The organism is Aeromonas sp. 11P (genome assembly GCF_051920165.1).
Classification (GTDB): domain Bacteria; phylum Pseudomonadota; class Gammaproteobacteria; order Enterobacterales; family Aeromonadaceae; genus Aeromonas; species Aeromonas veronii.
In genome coordinates, this window is the sequence record NZ_JBQBDJ010000004.1 from 2,975,001 (window position 1) to 2,991,753 (window position 16,753).

Sequence of the window (16,753 nt, forward strand, 5' to 3'; positions counted from 1 at the left end):
CACAACACTGAGACACGAGACGAACACACTACGGTGTGGAAGCCATTGATGCCCTGCTTCCAGGAAAAGCCTCTAAGCTTCAGATTACAAGTCATCGTACCCCAAACCGACACAGGTGGTCGGGTAGAGAATACCAAGGCGCTTGAGAGAACTCGGGTGAAGGAACTAGGCAAAATAGAACCGTAACTTCGGGAGAAGGTTCGCTCTTGACAGTGAAGTCCCTTGCGGATGGAGCAGTTGGGAGTCGCAGTGACCAGATGGCTGGGACTGTTTATCAAAAACACAGCACTCTGCAAACACGAAAGTGGACGTATAGGGTGTGACACCTGCCCGGTGCCGGAAGGTTAATTGATGGGGTTAGCGCAAGCGAAGCTCTTGATCGAAGCCCCGGTAAACGGCGGCCGTAACTATAACGGTCCTAAGGTAGCGAAATTCCTTGTCGGGTAAGTTCCGACCTGCACGAATGGTGTAACCATGGCCATGCTGTCTCCACCCGAGACTCAGTGAAATCGAATTCGCCGTGAAGATGCGGTGTACCCGCGGCTAGACGGAAAGACCCCGTGAACCTTTACTACAGCTTGGCACTGAACATTGAACCTACATGTGTAGGATAGGTGGGAGGCTTTGAAGGCGTGACGCCAGTTGCGCTGGAGCCGTCCTTGAAATACCACCCTTGTATGTTTGATGTTCTAACGCAGGGCCCTGAATCGGGCTCGCGGACAGTGCCTGGTGGGTAGTTTGACTGGGGCGGTCTCCTCCCAAAGAGTAACGGAGGAGCACGAAGGTTGGCTAATCCTGGTCGGACATCAGGAGGTTAGTGCAATGGCATAAGCCAGCTTAACTGCGAGACGGACAGGTCGAGCAGGTACGAAAGTAGGTCATAGTGATCCGGTGGTTCTGAATGGAAGGGCCATCGCTCAACGGATAAAAGGTACTCCGGGGATAACAGGCTGATACCGCCCAAGAGTTCATATCGACGGCGGTGTTTGGCACCTCGATGTCGGCTCATCACATCCTGGGGCTGAAGTCGGTCCCAAGGGTATGGCTGTTCGCCATTTAAAGTGGTACGCGAGCTGGGTTCAGAACGTCGTGAGACAGTTCGGTCCCTATCTGCCGTGGGCGTTGGATGATTGAAGGGAGTTGCTCCTAGTACGAGAGGACCGGAGTGAACGAACCTCTGGTGTTCGGGTTGTCACGCCAGTGGCACTGCCCGGTAGCTAAGTTCGGAATCGATAACCGCTGAAAGCATCTAAGCGGGAAGCGAGCCCTGAGATGAGTCATCCCTGACCCCTTGAGGGTCCTAAAGGGCCGTTGGAGACCACAACGTTGATAGGCGGGGTGTGTAAGTGCAGCGATGCATTGAGCTAACCCGTACTAATTACCCGTGAGGCTTAACCATACAACACCCAAGAAGTGTTTCGAGCCTTGTAACGAATACGAAACTACTTACATCAGCTTTCACAGATTGAAGAATTTGCCTGGCGGCCATAGCTCCGTGGAACCACCTGATCCCATGCCGAACTCAGAAGTGAAACGCGGTAGCGCCGATGGTAGTGTGGCATTCGCCATGCGAGAGTAGGACACTGCCAGGCACCCAACTTAAGAACCCCGCTCATCGAGCGGGTTTTTTTTATTGCCTGCAATTTATTAAAACTGACCTTTTATTCCCTCTTCTCTGCCGTTTCCCTGTTTTTCCTCCCCGATTTTCTCCGGTTATGCCATCGCCGCTGGCGTTGGTTGTCGTTATAATGGCCGCCCTCAAGCAAGGTGGTGGTATGAAAGCAGAATATCTACAGCGATTCGGGGGCATTGCCCGTCTTTATGGTCAGAACGCCCTGCGTTCCTTTAGCCAGGCCAAGGTCTGTGTGGTGGGGATCGGTGGCGTGGGCTCCTGGGCGGCCGAGGCGCTGGCCCGCGCCGGTATCAACCAGATCACCCTGATCGACATGGACGACATCTGCATTACCAACACCAATCGCCAGATCCACGCCATGCAGGGGACGGTTGGTCGCCTTAAAACCGAGGTGATGGCCGAGCGCATTCGCGCCATCAATCCGGATTGCGAGGTGATCGAGGTGGATGATTTCGTCACCGCCGATAACCTGGCCGAGCATATCAAGCGGGAGTTTGACTATGTGGTGGACGCCATCGACTCGGTAAAGGCCAAGGTGGCGCTGATTGCCTTCTGCAAGCGTAACAAGATCCCGGTGATTGTAGCGGGTGGTGCTGGCGGGCAGATGGATCCGACCCAAATCACCGTGGCCGATTTGGCCAAGACTATTCAAGACCCGTTGGCGGCCAAGGTGCGCTCCGACCTGCGCCGGTTACACAACTTCAGCAAGAATCCGGCGCGCAAATTCGGGGTGGAGTGTGTCTTCTCAACCGAGCAGCTGAGCTATCCGGATGGCAATGGTGGCACCTGTCAGGCCAAGGCGGCCAGCGATGGCACCATGAAGATGGATTGCGCCTCCGGCTTTGGCGCGGTGACGCCGGTGACAGCAACCTTTGGGCTGGTTGCCGCATCCCGGGTATTGAAGAAGATTGCCGAGCGGGGGGCCCGCGCCGAGAAAGCGGCCGGGAATGAAGAAGTAGGGTCGATTGGCGAAGCCTAATCGACCACTGAACAAGGCGGGTTAGACTACCTGCTCCCGGATCGCCAGTACGATCGCTCTGAGCCCGTTACCTCGTGACGGGCTCAAGTGTTTCTCAAGTCCCAGTTCGCTGAAATACCCTTCCATATCAAAAGCCTGGATCGCCGCAGACGATTGGTGGTTGAGCGCCGCCAGCACGATGACGATGAGGCCCCGCACGATGCGAGCATCGGAATCACAGGCAAAGTGCCAGCAGCCATCCTCGCTTTTTTCTCCCTTCAGCCACGCCTGGCTTTCACACCCCTTGAGGCGGAACTCCTCCTGCTGCCATTCGCCGGGTAGCGCTGGCAGCTGTTTGCCTAGCTGGATGATGAGCCGGTACTGGTTCTCCCAGCCGTGGGCGGCGGCAAACTGCTGGCGAATGGTGTCGGCGTTGGGCTCAAGGCCAATCTGGGTATATCTTGCGAGGTCACTCATTCGGTTATCTGCCTTAGAAGAAGTCACTGAGTTTGTGCAGGGCGGCCAGCAGGGCGTCGACATCGTCCCGATTGTTGTAGCAGGCCAGCGAAGCGCGCATGGTGCCGCCGATCCCGAGCGATTCCATCAGTGGCATGGCGCAGTGATGGCCGACTCGCAGGGCGATACCCTGCATGTCGAGCAGGGTGGCGGCATCTTGCGGGTGGATATCCTCCAGCAAGAAAGAGACAGCACCGGCGCGTTGGCCGGGTTCGCCGACCAGACGCAACCCCGGCACCTGTTGCAGGCCAGCTACCAGATAGTCGGTCAGTGCCTGCTCATGGCTGGCGAGCCATTGCCGGTCTTGCTCCATCACAAAGTCGATGGCGGCGGCGAGGCCGATAGCGCCAGCGATATGGGGGGTGCCCGCCTCGAATTTGAAGGGCAGGGTATTGAAGGTGGTGCCGCTGAAACTGACCCGATCGATCATCTCGCCACCGGCTTGCCAGGGCGGCATCCGCTCCAATAGCTCGGTGCGGCCCCACAACACACCGATGCCGGTCGGGCCATAGAGCTTGTGGCCGGAGAAGGCGTAGAAGTCGCAACCGATGGTTTGCACATTCACCTCGAGATGAGCCACCGCCTGGGCGCCGTCGATCAGCGTCACGGCGCCAACCGCTTTGGCGGCCTCTACTATCTGGGCGACCGGATTGACGGTACCGAGGGCATTGGATACGTGGGCCACGCTCACCAGCCGGGTGCGTGCTCCCAGCATGGCGTGATAGGCTGCCAGATCGAGATCGCCCCGCTTATCGAGTGGGATAACCCGGATCACCGCGCCGGTACGCTGGGCGACCAGCTGCCACGGGACGATATTGGCGTGGTGCTCCAGCGTGCTGAGGATGATTTCGTCCCCTGTCTTGAGTTCGTTCATCCCCCAGCTCTGGGCTACCAGATTGATCGCTTCCGTGGTACCACGGGTCCAGATCACCTCGTGGCTGCGGGGTGCATTGATGAAGCGGGCGACCGTTTCGCGGGCGGCCTCGAAGGCACGGGTCGCGCGGCCACTCAGGGTGTGGGCGGCACGGTGCACGTTGGCGTTGTCGATCCGATAGTAGTGAGCGATGGCATCCAGTACCGCTTGCGGTTTCTGGGTGGTGGCGGCGTTGTCCAGATAGACCAGAGGGTGGCCGTTTACCTCCTGCGCCAAGGCCGGAAACTGGCTGCGCAGTCGGTCGTGCTGTTGCTGATTCATGCTCCCCTCATCATCTGGAAAAAGTCATCATCTCAAAAGGTCGGTCATGATCCTGAAAATAGCGCCCGAACACAAGGCGCGATAAGCCCGATGGGCGGTTGCCTGCCGTGCAGCAGGTACGGCTCGTCGGGTGATTTCTGGTACAATGCCGCCCCTCATCATAAGCCAAGAGATCCGGCCCATGAAGCTCAACCCCAATCAGAACGAAGCGGTCAAGTATGTCTCCGGCCCTTGCCTGGTGCTGGCGGGTGCCGGATCGGGCAAGACCCGCGTCATCACCAACAAGATTGCCTATCTGGTGCAGCAATGCGGCTACAGTGCGCGCAACATCGCGGCGGTCACCTTTACCAACAAGGCGGCGCGGGAGATGAAGGAGCGGGTCGGCCAGACTTTGGGTCGCAAGGAGGCGCGGGGGCTGATGGTCTCCACCTTCCATACCCTGGGCCTCGATATCATTCGCCGTGAGCACAAGAGTCTGAATCTGAAGGCTAACTTCTCCCTGTTCGATGACACCGACCAGCTGGCGCTGTTGAAAGAATTGACTGAAGACGAGCTCGACAACGACAAGGACAAGCTCTCGGCCCTTATCAGCCAAATCTCCAACTGGAAGAACGATCTTATCCTGCCCGCCCGCGCCATGCGTATTGCTCGCGGGCCGGAAGAGGTGTTGATGGCCCAGCTCTACGAGCGTTATCACCGCCAGATGGTGGCCTATAACGCGCTGGATTTTGACGACCTCATCGTGATGCCGACCCTGCTGCTCAAGAGCAATCAGGAGGTACGAGAGCGCTGGCAGAACAAGATCCGCTATCTGCTGGTCGATGAGTACCAAGACACCAACACCAGCCAGTACGAGCTGGTGAAGCAGATCGTCGGCGAGCGGGCCCGTTTTACCGTGGTAGGGGATGATGACCAGTCCATCTACTCCTGGCGCGGTGCCAAGCCGCAGAATCTGGTGCTGCTGAGCGAGGATTTCCCCAGCCTCAAGCTGATCAAGCTGGAGCAGAACTACCGCTCCAAGCGGCGGATCCTCAAGTGCGCCAACATCCTGATCGCCAACAACCCCCACGTCTATGACAAGGCGCTCTTCTCCGAGCTGGATGAGGGGGTGAAGCTCAAGGTGCTGTTCGCCAAGAACGAGGAGCACGAAGCGGAGCGGATCGCCGCCGAGATGATGGGCCACAAGTTTATGAACCGCACCCGGTTCAAGGATTACGCCATCCTCTATCGGGGCAACCATCAGTCGCGCATCTTCGAGAAGGCGCTGATGACTAACCGGATTCCTTACCGCATCTCCGGCGGCACCTCGTTTTTCTCCCGCACCGAGATCAAGGACATCATGGCCTACCTCAAGTTGCTGGTGAATCCGGACGAGGACACTGCCTTCCTGCGGGTGGTCAACTTGCCGCGCCGCGAGATTGGCCCCACCACGCTGGAGAAGCTGGGCCAATACGCCAACCAACGGGGCAAGAGCCTGTTTGCCGCCAGCTTTGAGTTGGGGCTGGAGCAGCACCTCTCCGGGCGGGGCCTCGTGGCCCTGCAGGCCTTCACCAACTGGTTGGTACGCCTTGGCGATCAGGCGCTGCGCGGCAATCCGGTGGAGGCGGTGCGGGACATGATCAAGGAGATCCACTACGAAGAGTGGCTCTACGAGACCTCGCCCAGCCCGAAAGCGGCCGAAATGCGGATGCAGAACGTCTCCACCCTCTATCGCTGGATCACCGAAATGCTGGAAGGGGATGAGCTGGAGGAGTCGATGACGCTGGCTCAGGTGGTCACTCGCCTCACCCTGCGCGATATGATGGAGCGCAACGAAGGGGAGGATGATGCGGATCAGGTGCAGTTGATGACCCTGCATGCCTCAAAGGGGCTGGAGTTCCCCTATGTCTACATGGTGGGGATGGAGGAAGGCTTGCTGCCTCACCAGACCAGCATCGATGAAGATAATGTGGAGGAGGAGCGGCGTCTCGCCTACGTGGGGATCACCCGGGCCCAGACCGAACTGACCTTCACCCTCTGCAAGGAGCGGCGTCAGTTTGGCGAGTCGGTACGGCCAGAGCCGAGCCGCTTCCTGCTGGAGCTGCCGCAGGATGATCTTGAATGGGAAAACCAGAAGAAGGTGACTGCCGAGGAGCGCCAGCAGAAGGGGCAGGTCGGTGTTGCCAACCTGCGGGCGTTGTTCAAGAAGGATTAACCCTAAGGATTGGCCGGGGTCAGTAGCGGCACTATGTCTGCTCCCGGCATGGGCGGAGAGATATAGCGCCCTTGCCCCATCCGGCAGCCGATATCAATCAGCTTCTGCAACTGCTGCTGGTTCTCGATCCCCTCGACGACCAGGGTGTAATCGAGATCCTGACAGATATCCCGCATGGCGCGGATCAGCGCCAAATCTTTGGGCGATTGCAGCATCCTCTGGGTAAAGCTGTCATCCACCTTGATGTAATCCACCGGGAAGTGGAACAAGGCGTTGAGGGAGGAGAAGCCGGTGCCGAAATCATCGAGGCTGATCTGGATACCCTTGGCCCTCAGGTCATGAAGGGATGCCAGCGCATCGGAATCTTGCCGCGATAGCTCCCGCTCGTTGAATTCAAAAATCAGATAGCCGGGGGCGACCCCTTCCTCTTCGATAATTCCCATCAGCCGCATGATGTGGTCATGGTTGACCAGATGCTTGCCCGACAGATTGATGGCGACCTTGAACTTGCCCTGCCCGGAGATTGGCAGCCAGTTCTTCAGTTGCTGACAGGTGTGGCGCAGGATCTGGTAATCCAGCTCCAGAATCAGGCCGCACTGCTCCGCCAGCGGAATAAAGTCGAACGCATCCTTCAGAATCCCCTCCTCGGTCAGCCAGCGCGCCATCACCTCCAGTCCGGTCAGGCGGCTATCTTGCAGCCGGATCACCGGCTGGAAGTAGGGGACGATGCGCCCCTCCCGCAGGGCTCTGGCCAGCATCTCTTCCGGCGAATTCCAGTTCTGGTTGATGCAATCATCCGAGTAGCTGACGATGCGACTGCGACCATTGCGCTTGGCCTGATACATGGCCAGATCGGCCTGATGGAGCAGCTGGCTGATATCTGAGGTTTGCTCGGAGACGCTCGATACCCCCAGGCTGACGGTAATGCTCAGCTCGTTGCCGAGTAGCCGGAACGGGTAGGAGAGACGGCTGATAATGCGGTTGAGCACCGGGCTGATGTCATCGTCGCTCTTGCTGCTGTCCAGATAGATGACAAATTCGTCGCCCCCCAGTCTGGCCACCAGATCGTTTTGCCGGATGCAGGTCTGCAGGCGGCGGCTCACCTCCTTGAGCAGCTGATCGCCAGCGCTGTGGCCCAGGGTGTCATTGATCTGCTTGAAATGATCCACATCGATAAAAATTACCGCGAATCCCGGCGATTTGTAGCGGTTGTAGTGGGTCATGGCGTGGTTGAGGTGGTTCATCAACAGCGCGCGGTTGGGCAGCTGGGTCAGCGGGTCGTGAAGCGCATCGAATTGCAGCCGCCGTTCCAGCTCCTGATGCTGCTTGAGCTGCTTTTGCAGCCTGAGGTTGGTCTGACGCAGCTGTTGCAGCCGCTGGTTGATGGAGTCTTCGGTATTGATGTCGTTGAGCTGCTGGCGGATCCGTCTCAGCTCCAGCAGCAGGGTGAGCTGGCCACGCAGGAAGTCTAGAAACAGCTTGTCGTCGGTCTCCAGCGGTTGAGCCGTGCTGATGATGAAGTGGGCGAAGTACTGTTGTTGCAGCCGCAGCGGCATGCTGTGCCAGTAGCGTGACTCCCTGCTCACCTCGATATTGCTGGTGCTGTGGCACAAGCCGCTGATGAACTCGTCTCCCTGATGGGGATGGGCAGGGTAGATCTTTTCCAGCTTCTGACTGGTTAGCCTGACCAGCAGCATGTCCTCGATGGTGAGCATCTGGCGCAGTACCGCTTCCAGCTGGGAGAAGAGCGCCTGAGCCGGCAGGGTATTGGCGAGCCGCATGATGCGGCTGATGCTCTCGATTTTCTTTTTCCAGTTCGGGTCTTTGCGGATCAGCGGCGAAGGCAGCTCGGTGAGATGGGATCCCGCCTGGGTTTCGGTCAGCCGTTTGGCCAGACACTCCAGTAGCAGACGCAGGGTCGGCAGGTCGGCGGGGGTGCCACGCGCCAGTAACCACTGTATCTGGCCATGCTCGATGGGGAAGACGCACCACCCTTCGGCCTCATCCAGCTGGGTGAGTTGATCGGTGATGCGGGACTGCTCACGGCCCAGCTGTTGCTTGAAGATATCGCTGACCTTGTAGGCGTAAAGCCAGTTTAGACCGGTATCGGAGAGGCCCAGCATGCCGAAATGTTGCAGCGGGCAGAGTTGGTCAATCTGCTGGATCAGGGCATCGTAATCGTCAGACGTGGCAGTTTGTGGCGCCGGGAAGTCCATAATGGCAGAGACCAACGCCAACAGAGGAGTTGAGTAGTGGGGTTCGATGGATTGGGCCGACATGTGCAACTCCCGATATGTCTACCTTACAAGAGTAGTCGGAAGCCGATAGATTGAAAGGGCCGCAATTGCGGCCCTTTCAAATACTTACAGCTTGTCGATCATGTAGTGGATGGCGTTTTCAATCTCTTCATCACTACAGTTCGCACAGGTGCCGCGCGGAGGCATCATGCCGGACTTGCCGGTAAAGCCTTCAATGGCATGTTTCTTGAGAGTATCAATGCCCTGGGTGATGCGAGGATCCCAGGCGGCTTTGTCACCCCGTTTGGGGGCACCGGCGGCGCCGGTGTCGTGACAGGCAAAGCAGGCGCCCTTGTATACCGTTTCGCCATCGCGGGGACCGGAAGAGGCGGCCGCCGCCGGAGCAGCACTCGCGCCGGCAATACCTTCCAGATCCTTGGCGGTATAGACCTGACCGATTGGTTTGATCCGCTCGGCAATGGCTTCCGGTGACATCTCATCGGCAGCAAGCACTGCCCCAGACAAGCTGGCGGCCGTCATCCCGACAGCCAGCAAATAGCTCAGTTTTTTCAACACGCTCATATACTCCCAGCAGTCTTTTATTATCCATGTAAACGACGGGATTATAACCGAATAGTTACAGCCATTTAAACGCTTGTGTGTGAAGTGTTAAACACTCTGCGTACAAAGTTTTGGGCGATATCACGGCAATTCGGGCGGTGGAGATAAAAAGAAACCCGGCATTCGCCGGGTTTCGAGTAACCAAGGGGTGAAATGGGTTATTTATCCCAGCTCAGGATCACCTTGCCGGAGTGGCCGGAGCGCATCGCATCGAACCCTTGTTGGAATTCGTCGATGTGGAATCTGTGGGTGATGATGGGGGAGAGATCCAGCCCGGACTGGATCAGGCTGGCCATCTTGTACCAGGTCTCGAACATCTCGCGGCCATAGATCCCTTTGATAAACAGCCCCTTGAAGATCACCTTGTTCCAGTCGATGGCCATGGTGGAGGGGGGAATGCCGAGCATGGCGATCTTGCCGCCGTGGTTCATCTTGTCGAGCATCTCCTGGAAGGCGCTCGGGACGCCGGACATCTCCAGCCCCACATCGAACCCTTCGGTCATCCCCAGCTCGCTCATCACGTCGGCCAGCTTCTCCTTGGCCACGTTGACCGCGCGGGTGGCGCCCATCTTGCGGGCCAGCTCCAGCCGGTATTCGTTGACGTCGGTGATTACCACGTGGCGCGCACCCACATGGCGGCAGACGGCGGCGGCCATGATACCGATGGGGCCTGCCCCGGTGATGAGCACATCTTCACCCACCAGATCGAAGGAGAGGGCGGTGTGTACCGCATTGCCGAACGGGTCGAAGATGGCGGCCAGCTCGTCCGGGATGTTGTCCGGCAGCTTGAAGGCGTTGAATGCGGGGATCACCAGATACTCGGCAAAGGCGCCCGGGCGGTTGACGCCAACACCAATGGTGTTGCGGCAGAGGTGAGTGCGGCCAGCGCGGCAGTTACGGCAGTGACCGCAGGTGATGTGCCCTTCGCCGGAGACCCGATCGCCGATGGCGAAGCCGCGCACCTCCTGACCGATGGCGACCACTTCGCCGACATATTCGTGGCCGACTACCATGGGTACCGGAATGGTCTTCTGGGACCACTCGTCCCAGTTGTAGATGTGGATATCGGTGCCGCAGATGGCGGTTTTGCGGATCTTTATCAGCAGGTCGTTGTGGCCGAGCTCGGGAGCCGGTACATCCGTCATCCAGATGCCGACCTCTTTGTGCAGTTTGGAGAGTGCTTTCATGGCTGTTCCTTCAATATGAATGCAGAAAAAAGGGGCTGCAGCCCCTTGATTCAAATCAGATAACGCCGAGTTCACGGCCGATGCGGATAAAGGCGTCGATCGCCTTGTCCAGCTGCTCGCGGGTGTGAGCGGCAGACATCTGGGTGCGAATGCGCGCCTGGCCCTTGGGCACGACCGGGAAGGAGAAGCCCACCACATAGATGCCGGCTGCCAGCATGCGGCTTGCCATTTCGGAGGCCAGTTTGGCATCCCCCAGCATCACCGGAATGATGGCGTGGTCGGCGCCTGCCAAGGTGAAACCGGCGGCGCTCATCCGCTCGCGGAAGTAACGGCTGTTCTCTTTCAGGCGGGCACGCAGGTCGTGACCTTCCGCCAGCATGTCGATCACCTTGATGGTGGCGGCAACGATGGAGGGGGCCAGCGAGTTGGAGAAGAGGTAAGGGCGGGAGCGCTGACGCAGCCAGTCGATCACCTCTTTCTTGCCGGAGGTATAGCCGCCGGATGCGCCGCCGAGCGCCTTGCCCAGGGTGCCAGTGATGATGTCGACCCGCTCCATCACGCCGCAATATTCGTGGGTGCCACGACCATTCTCGCCGATAAAGCCGACGGCGTGGGAGTCATCTACCATCACCAATGCATCGTATTTGTCCGCCAGATCGCAGATGGATTTGAGGTCGGCGATGACCCCATCCATGGAGAAGACGCCGTCGGTGGCGATCAGCTTGAAGCGGGCGCCATCGGCGTCAGCCTGCTTGAGCTGGGCTTCCAGCTCGGCCATGTCGTTGTTGGCGTAGCGATAGCGCTTGGCCTTGCACAGCCGCACGCCGTCGATGATGGAGGCGTGGTTGAGGGCATCGGAGATGATGGCATCTTCGGCACCGAAAAGGGTCTCGAACAGGCCGCCATTGGCGTCGAAGCAGGAGGAGTAGAGGATGGTGTCTTCAGTGCCGAGGAAGGCAGACATCTTCTGCTCCAGCGCTTTGTGCTGATCCTGGGTGCCGCAGATGAAGCGTACCGAGGCCATGCCGAAGCCGTGGCTGTCGAGTCCCTGATGGGCAGCGGCGATCAGATCCGGGTGGTTGGCCAATCCCAGATAGTTGTTGGCACAGAAGTTCAGTACCTGCTCACCGCCGACGGCGATGCTGGCCTGTTGGGCGGAGGTGATGATGCGCTCCTGCTTGTACAACCCTTCAGCTTGCACCTGGTTCAGTTGCTCGGTCAGGTGACGATAGAATCCGTTAGACATCCTCGATCCTTAGTGGCTATTTCAGCTGCGTATCAACAGAGGGCGACATTTTACTGCAATCTGTTGCGGTAAATTCAAATGATTGTGCTGATATTCAACAAATGTGAAACAGATCTCACCCAGCTGGTTGGGCCAGCTGGCGGTAGTGCTGCTCCAGTTGCTGGATCTGTCCGGCCACCTGGGATTGCACATAGGGGCGCAGCAGGAACAGCACCTTTAATACGCCCTGATAGAGCAGCGGTTTGGTGATGCGGGTGTTGGGGGCCTGGGCAATCTGGAACGGGATCCAGCAGGTCACCACCATCTTGATGGTCTGGCCCAGATCCGGCAGGTCTTCATCGCTGACATCTATGATGCCCCCTTCGCGCAGGCTTCTGAGCAGCGCGACCACGGAGGCGCGCATCTGCTCTTGGGCCTTGAGGTACTTCTGTTGCAGTGGTTCGTCACGGCTCAGGATGTCCGGCAGATTGGCGTAGAAGAAGCGGAACTGCCACATCAGATAGAAGATGGCATCCAGATAGCCCATCAGATCCTGCAGGGTGATCTCACGGTTGCGGGTCGGGACGAAGCTCTCGCTCAGGTGGCGGGCATACTGGTCGAAGATGGAGTGGATGATGTCTTCTTTATTGCGGAAGTGGTAGTAGAGGTTGCCCGGGCTGATGCCCATGTGCGCCGCAATATGGTTGGTGGTGATGTTGCGTTCACCCTGATCGTTGAACAGCTCGGTCGCGCTGTGAATGATCCTGTCTCTGGTTTTCATCACTCATTCCTCCAACAGGTTCCGCTCGGGGCAGTTTTGAACAAGGTCGAATCCCCGGACGGCCCGTGATAAACTTTTCGGCAATTTCAAATTGGCTCACTATACACAGCTTTAACAAGCAGTCACATGTAGCCATCAACGTACGAGAGGCAAACTCCATGATCGTAGTAACTGGCGGTGCTGGCTTTATCGGCAGCAATCTGGTCAAGCAGCTGAACGCTCAAGGACGGACCGATATCGTGGTCATTGATGACCTGACCGACGGCACCAAGTTCGTCAACCTGGTCGATCTGACCATCGCTGACTACATGGACAAGGACGAGTTTCAGGCTCGCATCGTCTCCGGCGACGAGTTTGAAGAGTGGGACAACGGCATCGAGGTGATCTTCCACGAAGGCGCCTGCTCTGCTACCACCGAATGGAACGGCAAGTTCATCATGGAGGTCAACTACGAGTACTCCAAGGATCTGTTCCACTACTGCATCGAGCGTGAAATCCCGTTTATTTACGCCTCTTCTGCCGCGACCTACGGTGGCCGCAATGACAACTTCATCGAAGATCCCAAGTTCGAACAGCCGCTCAACGTCTACGGCTACTCCAAGCAGCTGTTTGACCAGTACGTGCGCCGCTGGATGCCGGAGATCAACTCTCAGGTTGTCGGCCTCAAGTACTTCAACGTCTACGGCCCGCGCGAGCAGCATAAAGGCTCCATGGCCTCCGTTGCCTTCCACCTCAATACCCAGGTGAAGAAGGGCGAGAATCCCAAGCTGTTCGAAGGTTGCGATGGCTTCCCGAACGGTGGTCAGATGCGTGACTTCATCTATATCGATGACGTCTGCAAGGTAAACCTCTGGTTCTGGCAGAACCCGCAGCACTCCGGCATCTTCAACTGTGGTACCGGCCGTGCCGAGCCGTTCCAGAACGTGGCCGAAGCGGTGATCAAGCATCATCAGAAGGGCTCTATTGAGTATATCCCCTTCCCGGATCACCTCAAGGGGCGCTACCAGAGCTTCACCCAGGCTGACATGACCAAGCTGCGCAGCGTGGGTTATGACGCCGAGTTCAAAACCGTTGCCGAAGGGGTAGCGGATTACATGGCCTGGCTCAACCGCTAACGGGTGAGCACAACGCGGCAGTTTGAGCGCAAAACCGGAAGTGGGCACTTGCCTGCTTCCGGTTTCTGGTCTCTGTGGCTGCTTGCCGTTCCTCTCTTCTCTACCGGGTAACCGCGCGATGAATATATTGATGGCACTCTCCCAGCTCGAGGTAACGGGAGCTGAGGTCTATGCCACCACGGTCGGTAACGAACTGACCCGGCGAGGTCACAACGTTTTTTACGTTTCAGATACTCTGACCAAGCCGACCCTTGGCCCCGTCTTCAAACTGAGATTCAACAAGCGCAGCATTCTGCGCCGCTTCTGGCACGTCTTTTACCTCATCTATCTCATCAAAAAGCACCATATTCAGTTGGTGCATGCTCACTCCCGTGCCTCTGGCTGGAGCAGCTACGTTGCTTGCAAGCTGACTGGCACCCCGATGATCACCACGGTGCATGGTCGCCAACCGGTGCACGCTTCGCGCAAGGCCTTCCATGCACTCGGCTATCGGGCGGTTGCCGTTTGTGAAGATATTGCCCATCAGATAGTCGACAATCTGGGAGTGGATCCCGCGATTGTGCAGGTGCTGCGCAACGGTATCGAAACCGACAAATTCCAGCCCGTGCCGGCGCCGGATAATGACAAGCCGGTGATCGCCATCATTGGCCGTTTGAGCGGCCCCAAAGGGGAGCTCTGTTACCGTCTGCTCGACGAGGTACTCGATCTGGATGCCTGCAAGGTGCGGATTGTCAGCGGTACCAAGGTTCCGGAGCGCTTTGCCCGTTTCGAAGGCCGTGCCGAGTTTGTCGGTTATGTCGATGATGTGCCCGCTCTGCTGGCGAGTTGCGATCTGGTGATCGGCGCCGGTCGGGTAGCGATGGAAGCTCTGCTCTGCGGTCGGCCCGCCTTTGCTATTGGTGAAGCCAAGGCCATAGGTCTGGTGACCGAACAGAATCTGGATGATGCTCTGGCGAGTAATTTTGGCGATATCGGCCCCAAGGATCTGGCCATCGATTTTGCCGCGCTGAAGGGCGAAATCGAATCCGCCCTCGCAAGCAAGGTGGTGCCGAAAGCCGTTCGCCAACGCATTCAGGATGAGTATGGCTTGCAGGGGGTAGTATCTGGTCTCGAAACCATCTATCAGGATGCCGTAGTCGAAACCCTGCGCCGCGAGATGCCCGTCATCATGTACCACCGTTTTATCGAGCAGGATAGCGAGAAAGGAGTGCATGGCACCTGGATGCCGATCACCATGTTCGAGAAGCATCTGCGACTGATGAAGTGGCTCGGCTACGAAACCCTGACTTTCCGCGATTTGGCGGACAAAGGATTTATCCACCGTCTGCAATACGGCAAGAAGTACCTGATGATCACCGCCGATGACGGCTATCAGGACAATCTGACCCGCATGCTGCCGCTGCTGGAAAAATATGGTTACAAAGCTGTAGTGTACGTAGTCACCGGCGAAGGTTATAACCGTTGGGATGTGGAGCATCCGACCAATCCGGACACCAAGGTCTCATTGATGAGTGGTGAGCAGGTCAAGGCGCTGGCCGCCAGCGGTCATGTGGAAATTGGTGGTCATACCCTGACTCACCCCCGCTTGAGCAAGCTCACACCCGAACAACAAGCCCATGAAATTCAGGAGAATAAACGCCAACTGGAGGCCCTGCTTGGCCATCCGCTGCTCTCGTTTGCCTACCCTTACGGAGATATGAACGAGAGTGCCAAGGAACAGGCTATCACCGCCGGGTATCGTTTTGCTGTCGCTACCAATAGCGGCCCCAAAGCAATGCACCAGGACCCTTTCCAGATCCGCCGGATTGCCATCTTCCCCCGTACCGATGTATTCGGGCTGTGGCGAAAAATTCGTGGGAATTATATTTTTCGTCGGAATGGCACATGACAGTGAACGCGACTATTGAGAAGATTACAGAATATTTTTTCGCACTAACAATATTTTTTGCTTTTGGCTTTTTATATGCTTCAGCAAGAGGTCATAGCTATTTATCTATTCTTGTTGTTATTTCCATAATATTGGGGCTAATTAACTTTGTTTATAATAAAAAAAGGATTGCGTTAAATAGTGGCTGTGGCGTCTTATTAAAGACCATACTAATGTATGGAATTGTGATGATTTTCAGTAGGCTATCACATGGGGAAGATAGCTCGCTTGTCAGAATCACACTTTTTTTAACAGCCTTTGTTTTTTTTGTACCTAAAACAGCATTGATAAAAAAATATGCTATATATGGCGTCATTGCTGGTGGCTGGGTCGTAGGATCTTTAGCTATTGTGGAGGAAAGTAAAGGGGTCGTGCGTGTTGAGGGATATACAAACGCCATTCTATTTGCTCAAGGGGCGTTAGTTATTTTTATTCTCAATCTACATGTTCTTTTTAATGAAAGCAAAGCTGCCACCAAAAAATTGATAACTATAATAGGGGCTGGACTATCATTAATCGCGATATACTTGTCTCAGAGTCGAGGTGTATGGTTGTCATTAGTTGTGGTTACGGCCGTGTATTTATTTTTTAACAGGGCTCTTCTTGTTAAAAATATAAGATTGATACTCCCTGGTGTAATTATTGTGTTTGTTGCTTTTAGCTATAATTCGAAGATATTCATCCAGAGAGTGGATGATGTAAAACATGATTTTATCCAAATGGAGCAAGGAAATTATCAAACGTCTATAGGGTTGCGTCTTGTCGTATGGAGAAGCGCATGGCTAGGTTTTTTGGAATATCCATTCATTGGGGTTGGCAAGGATGGTATTGATGGGCTAAAAAAACAGCAAGTCTCTGAGCACAAGATAAATCCTGTTTTACTAGTGGGGGATGGTGGTTTAGGTATGCCACATGCCCACAATCAATACCTAAATCAGTTGGTGATGCGAGGGCTTGTGGGATTTATCCCCATGATGATCTTATTAGCATCTCCCATATTTATGAGAGAACAGTTTGGTTTGTTAGGTATATATCTATCAACTGCATATTTGGTATCCGGTTTGACCGATGTGCCATTGGAACAAAAAGAAACCCTATATATCTTCTTGTTCTCGCTGTTGTTTGCGACCTTGGTCAGAGATATAGAAGCTGAATGTTAAGGCG

At 56.4% G+C, this 16,753-nt stretch carries 12 protein-coding genes and 2 rRNA genes (1 of these 14 running past the window's edge); 7 read left to right on the forward strand and 7 right to left on the reverse strand.

Annotation, left to right across the window (positions count from 1 at the left end; genetic code table 11):
• From ACTG1P_RS13700 to tcdA, 3 genes are all read left to right on the forward strand, one after another.
• Positions 1-1,399: ribosomal RNA gene (locus ACTG1P_RS13700) — 23S ribosomal RNA — on the forward strand (it extends 1,491 nt beyond the left edge of the window).
• 78 nt (positions 1,400-1,477) lie between these two features.
• Positions 1,478-1,592: ribosomal RNA gene (gene rrf / locus ACTG1P_RS13705) — 5S ribosomal RNA — on the forward strand.
• Between the two features lie 183 nt (positions 1,593-1,775).
• Positions 1,776-2,612 (forward strand): tRNA cyclic N6-threonylcarbamoyladenosine(37) synthase TcdA, encoded by an 837-nt coding sequence (gene tcdA, locus ACTG1P_RS13710; protein ID WP_257691441.1) that lies wholly within the window; start codon positions 1,776-1,778, stop codon positions 2,610-2,612.
• A gap of 21 nt (positions 2,613-2,633) precedes the next feature.
• Here the strand turns inward: tcdA and ACTG1P_RS13715 are convergent, their stop codons facing one another.
• Positions 2,634-3,068 (reverse strand): SufE family protein, encoded by a 435-nt coding sequence (locus tag ACTG1P_RS13715; protein ID WP_335866255.1) that lies wholly within the window; start codon positions 3,066-3,068, stop codon positions 2,634-2,636.
• A 13-nt stretch (positions 3,069-3,081) separates the two neighbouring features.
• Positions 3,082-4,302 carry an aminotransferase class V-fold PLP-dependent enzyme gene (locus ACTG1P_RS13720; RefSeq protein ID WP_440001493.1) on the reverse strand — a complete coding sequence of 407 codons (1,221 nt, stop codon included), beginning with the start codon at positions 4,300-4,302 and terminating at the stop codon, positions 3,082-3,084.
• Positions 4,303-4,483: 181 nt separating this feature from the next.
• Here ACTG1P_RS13720 and rep point away from each other — a divergent pair, with 181 nt between their 5' ends.
• On the forward strand, positions 4,484-6,496 hold the full coding sequence (rep, locus tag ACTG1P_RS13725) for a DNA helicase Rep (RefSeq protein WP_005340859.1): 2,013 nt from the start codon (positions 4,484-4,486) through the stop codon (positions 6,494-6,496).
• A 2-nt stretch (positions 6,497-6,498) separates the two neighbouring features.
• Here rep and ACTG1P_RS13730 read toward each other — a convergent pair whose 3' ends face one another.
• The 5 genes from ACTG1P_RS13730 to ACTG1P_RS13750 form a co-directional block, all read right to left on the reverse strand.
• Entirely contained in the window at positions 6,499-8,775 is a 2,277-nt protein-coding gene (locus ACTG1P_RS13730; RefSeq protein WP_005355671.1) for a putative bifunctional diguanylate cyclase/phosphodiesterase, read from the reverse strand.
• Positions 8,776-8,859: 84 nt separating this feature from the next.
• Positions 8,860-9,315: a cytochrome c5 family protein gene (locus ACTG1P_RS13735; protein ID WP_368174998.1), complete on the reverse strand. Its 456-nt coding sequence runs from the start codon at positions 9,313-9,315 to the stop codon at positions 8,860-8,862.
• Between the two features lie 197 nt (positions 9,316-9,512).
• Positions 9,513-10,541, reverse strand: coding sequence for an L-threonine 3-dehydrogenase (tdh, locus tag ACTG1P_RS13740; RefSeq protein ID WP_005340852.1), 1,029 nt, complete (start codon positions 10,539-10,541; stop codon positions 9,513-9,515).
• A gap of 55 nt (positions 10,542-10,596) precedes the next feature.
• Entirely contained in the window at positions 10,597-11,787 is a 1,191-nt protein-coding gene (locus ACTG1P_RS13745; protein WP_127007235.1) for a glycine C-acetyltransferase, read from the reverse strand.
• Between the two features lie 115 nt (positions 11,788-11,902).
• Positions 11,903-12,547, reverse strand: a complete 645-nt coding sequence (locus ACTG1P_RS13750) for a TetR/AcrR family transcriptional regulator (protein WP_440001494.1) — start codon at positions 12,545-12,547, stop codon at positions 11,903-11,905.
• A gap of 158 nt (positions 12,548-12,705) precedes the next feature.
• On the opposite strand from ACTG1P_RS13750, the gene rfaD reads away from it, so the two are divergent.
• The 3 genes from rfaD (at position 12,706) to ACTG1P_RS13765 (ending at position 16,749) form a co-directional block, all read left to right on the forward strand.
• Complete coding sequence (gene rfaD, locus ACTG1P_RS13755) at positions 12,706-13,662, forward strand: ADP-glyceromanno-heptose 6-epimerase (RefSeq protein ID WP_040069912.1); 957 nt, start codon at positions 12,706-12,708, stop codon at positions 13,660-13,662.
• Between the two features lie 118 nt (positions 13,663-13,780).
• Positions 13,781-15,550 carry a polysaccharide deacetylase family protein gene (locus ACTG1P_RS13760; protein WP_440001495.1) on the forward strand — a complete coding sequence of 590 codons (1,770 nt, stop codon included), beginning with the start codon at positions 13,781-13,783 and terminating at the stop codon, positions 15,548-15,550.
• Positions 15,547-16,749, forward strand: a complete 1,203-nt coding sequence (locus tag ACTG1P_RS13765) for an O-antigen ligase family protein (protein WP_440001496.1) — start codon at positions 15,547-15,549, stop codon at positions 16,747-16,749. The genes ACTG1P_RS13760 and ACTG1P_RS13765 overlap by 4 nt, the downstream gene beginning before the upstream one ends.
• The last annotated feature ends 4 nt before the right edge of the window (positions 16,750-16,753 follow it).

Bases quoted from the DNA above. Each gene is read 5' to 3' on its own strand.
- tcdA (WP_257691441.1), top strand. From the start codon at position 1,776: ATGAAAGCAGAATATCTACAGCGATTCGGGGGCATTGCCCGTCTTTAT.
- ACTG1P_RS13715 (WP_335866255.1), bottom strand. From the start codon at position 3,068: ATGAGTGACCTCGCAAGATATACCCAGATTGGCCTTGAGCCCAACGCC.
- ACTG1P_RS13720 (WP_440001493.1), bottom strand. From the start codon at position 4,302: ATGAATCAGCAACAGCACGACCGACTGCGCAGCCAGTTTCCGGCCTTG.
- rep (WP_005340859.1), top strand. From the start codon at position 4,484: ATGAAGCTCAACCCCAATCAGAACGAAGCGGTCAAGTATGTCTCCGGC.
- ACTG1P_RS13730 (WP_005355671.1), bottom strand. From the start codon at position 8,775: ATGTCGGCCCAATCCATCGAACCCCACTACTCAACTCCTCTGTTGGCG.
- ACTG1P_RS13735 (WP_368174998.1), bottom strand. From the start codon at position 9,315: ATGAGCGTGTTGAAAAAACTGAGCTATTTGCTGGCTGTCGGGATGACG.
- tdh (WP_005340852.1), bottom strand. From the start codon at position 10,541: ATGAAAGCACTCTCCAAACTGCACAAAGAGGTCGGCATCTGGATGACG.
- ACTG1P_RS13745 (WP_127007235.1), bottom strand. From the start codon at position 11,787: ATGTCTAACGGATTCTATCGTCACCTGACCGAGCAACTGAACCAGGTG.
- ACTG1P_RS13750 (WP_440001494.1), bottom strand. From the start codon at position 12,547: ATGAAAACCAGAGACAGGATCATTCACAGCGCGACCGAGCTGTTCAAC.
- rfaD (WP_040069912.1), top strand. From the start codon at position 12,706: ATGATCGTAGTAACTGGCGGTGCTGGCTTTATCGGCAGCAATCTGGTC.
- ACTG1P_RS13760 (WP_440001495.1), top strand. From the start codon at position 13,781: ATGAATATATTGATGGCACTCTCCCAGCTCGAGGTAACGGGAGCTGAG.
- ACTG1P_RS13765 (WP_440001496.1), top strand. From the start codon at position 15,547: ATGACAGTGAACGCGACTATTGAGAAGATTACAGAATATTTTTTCGCA.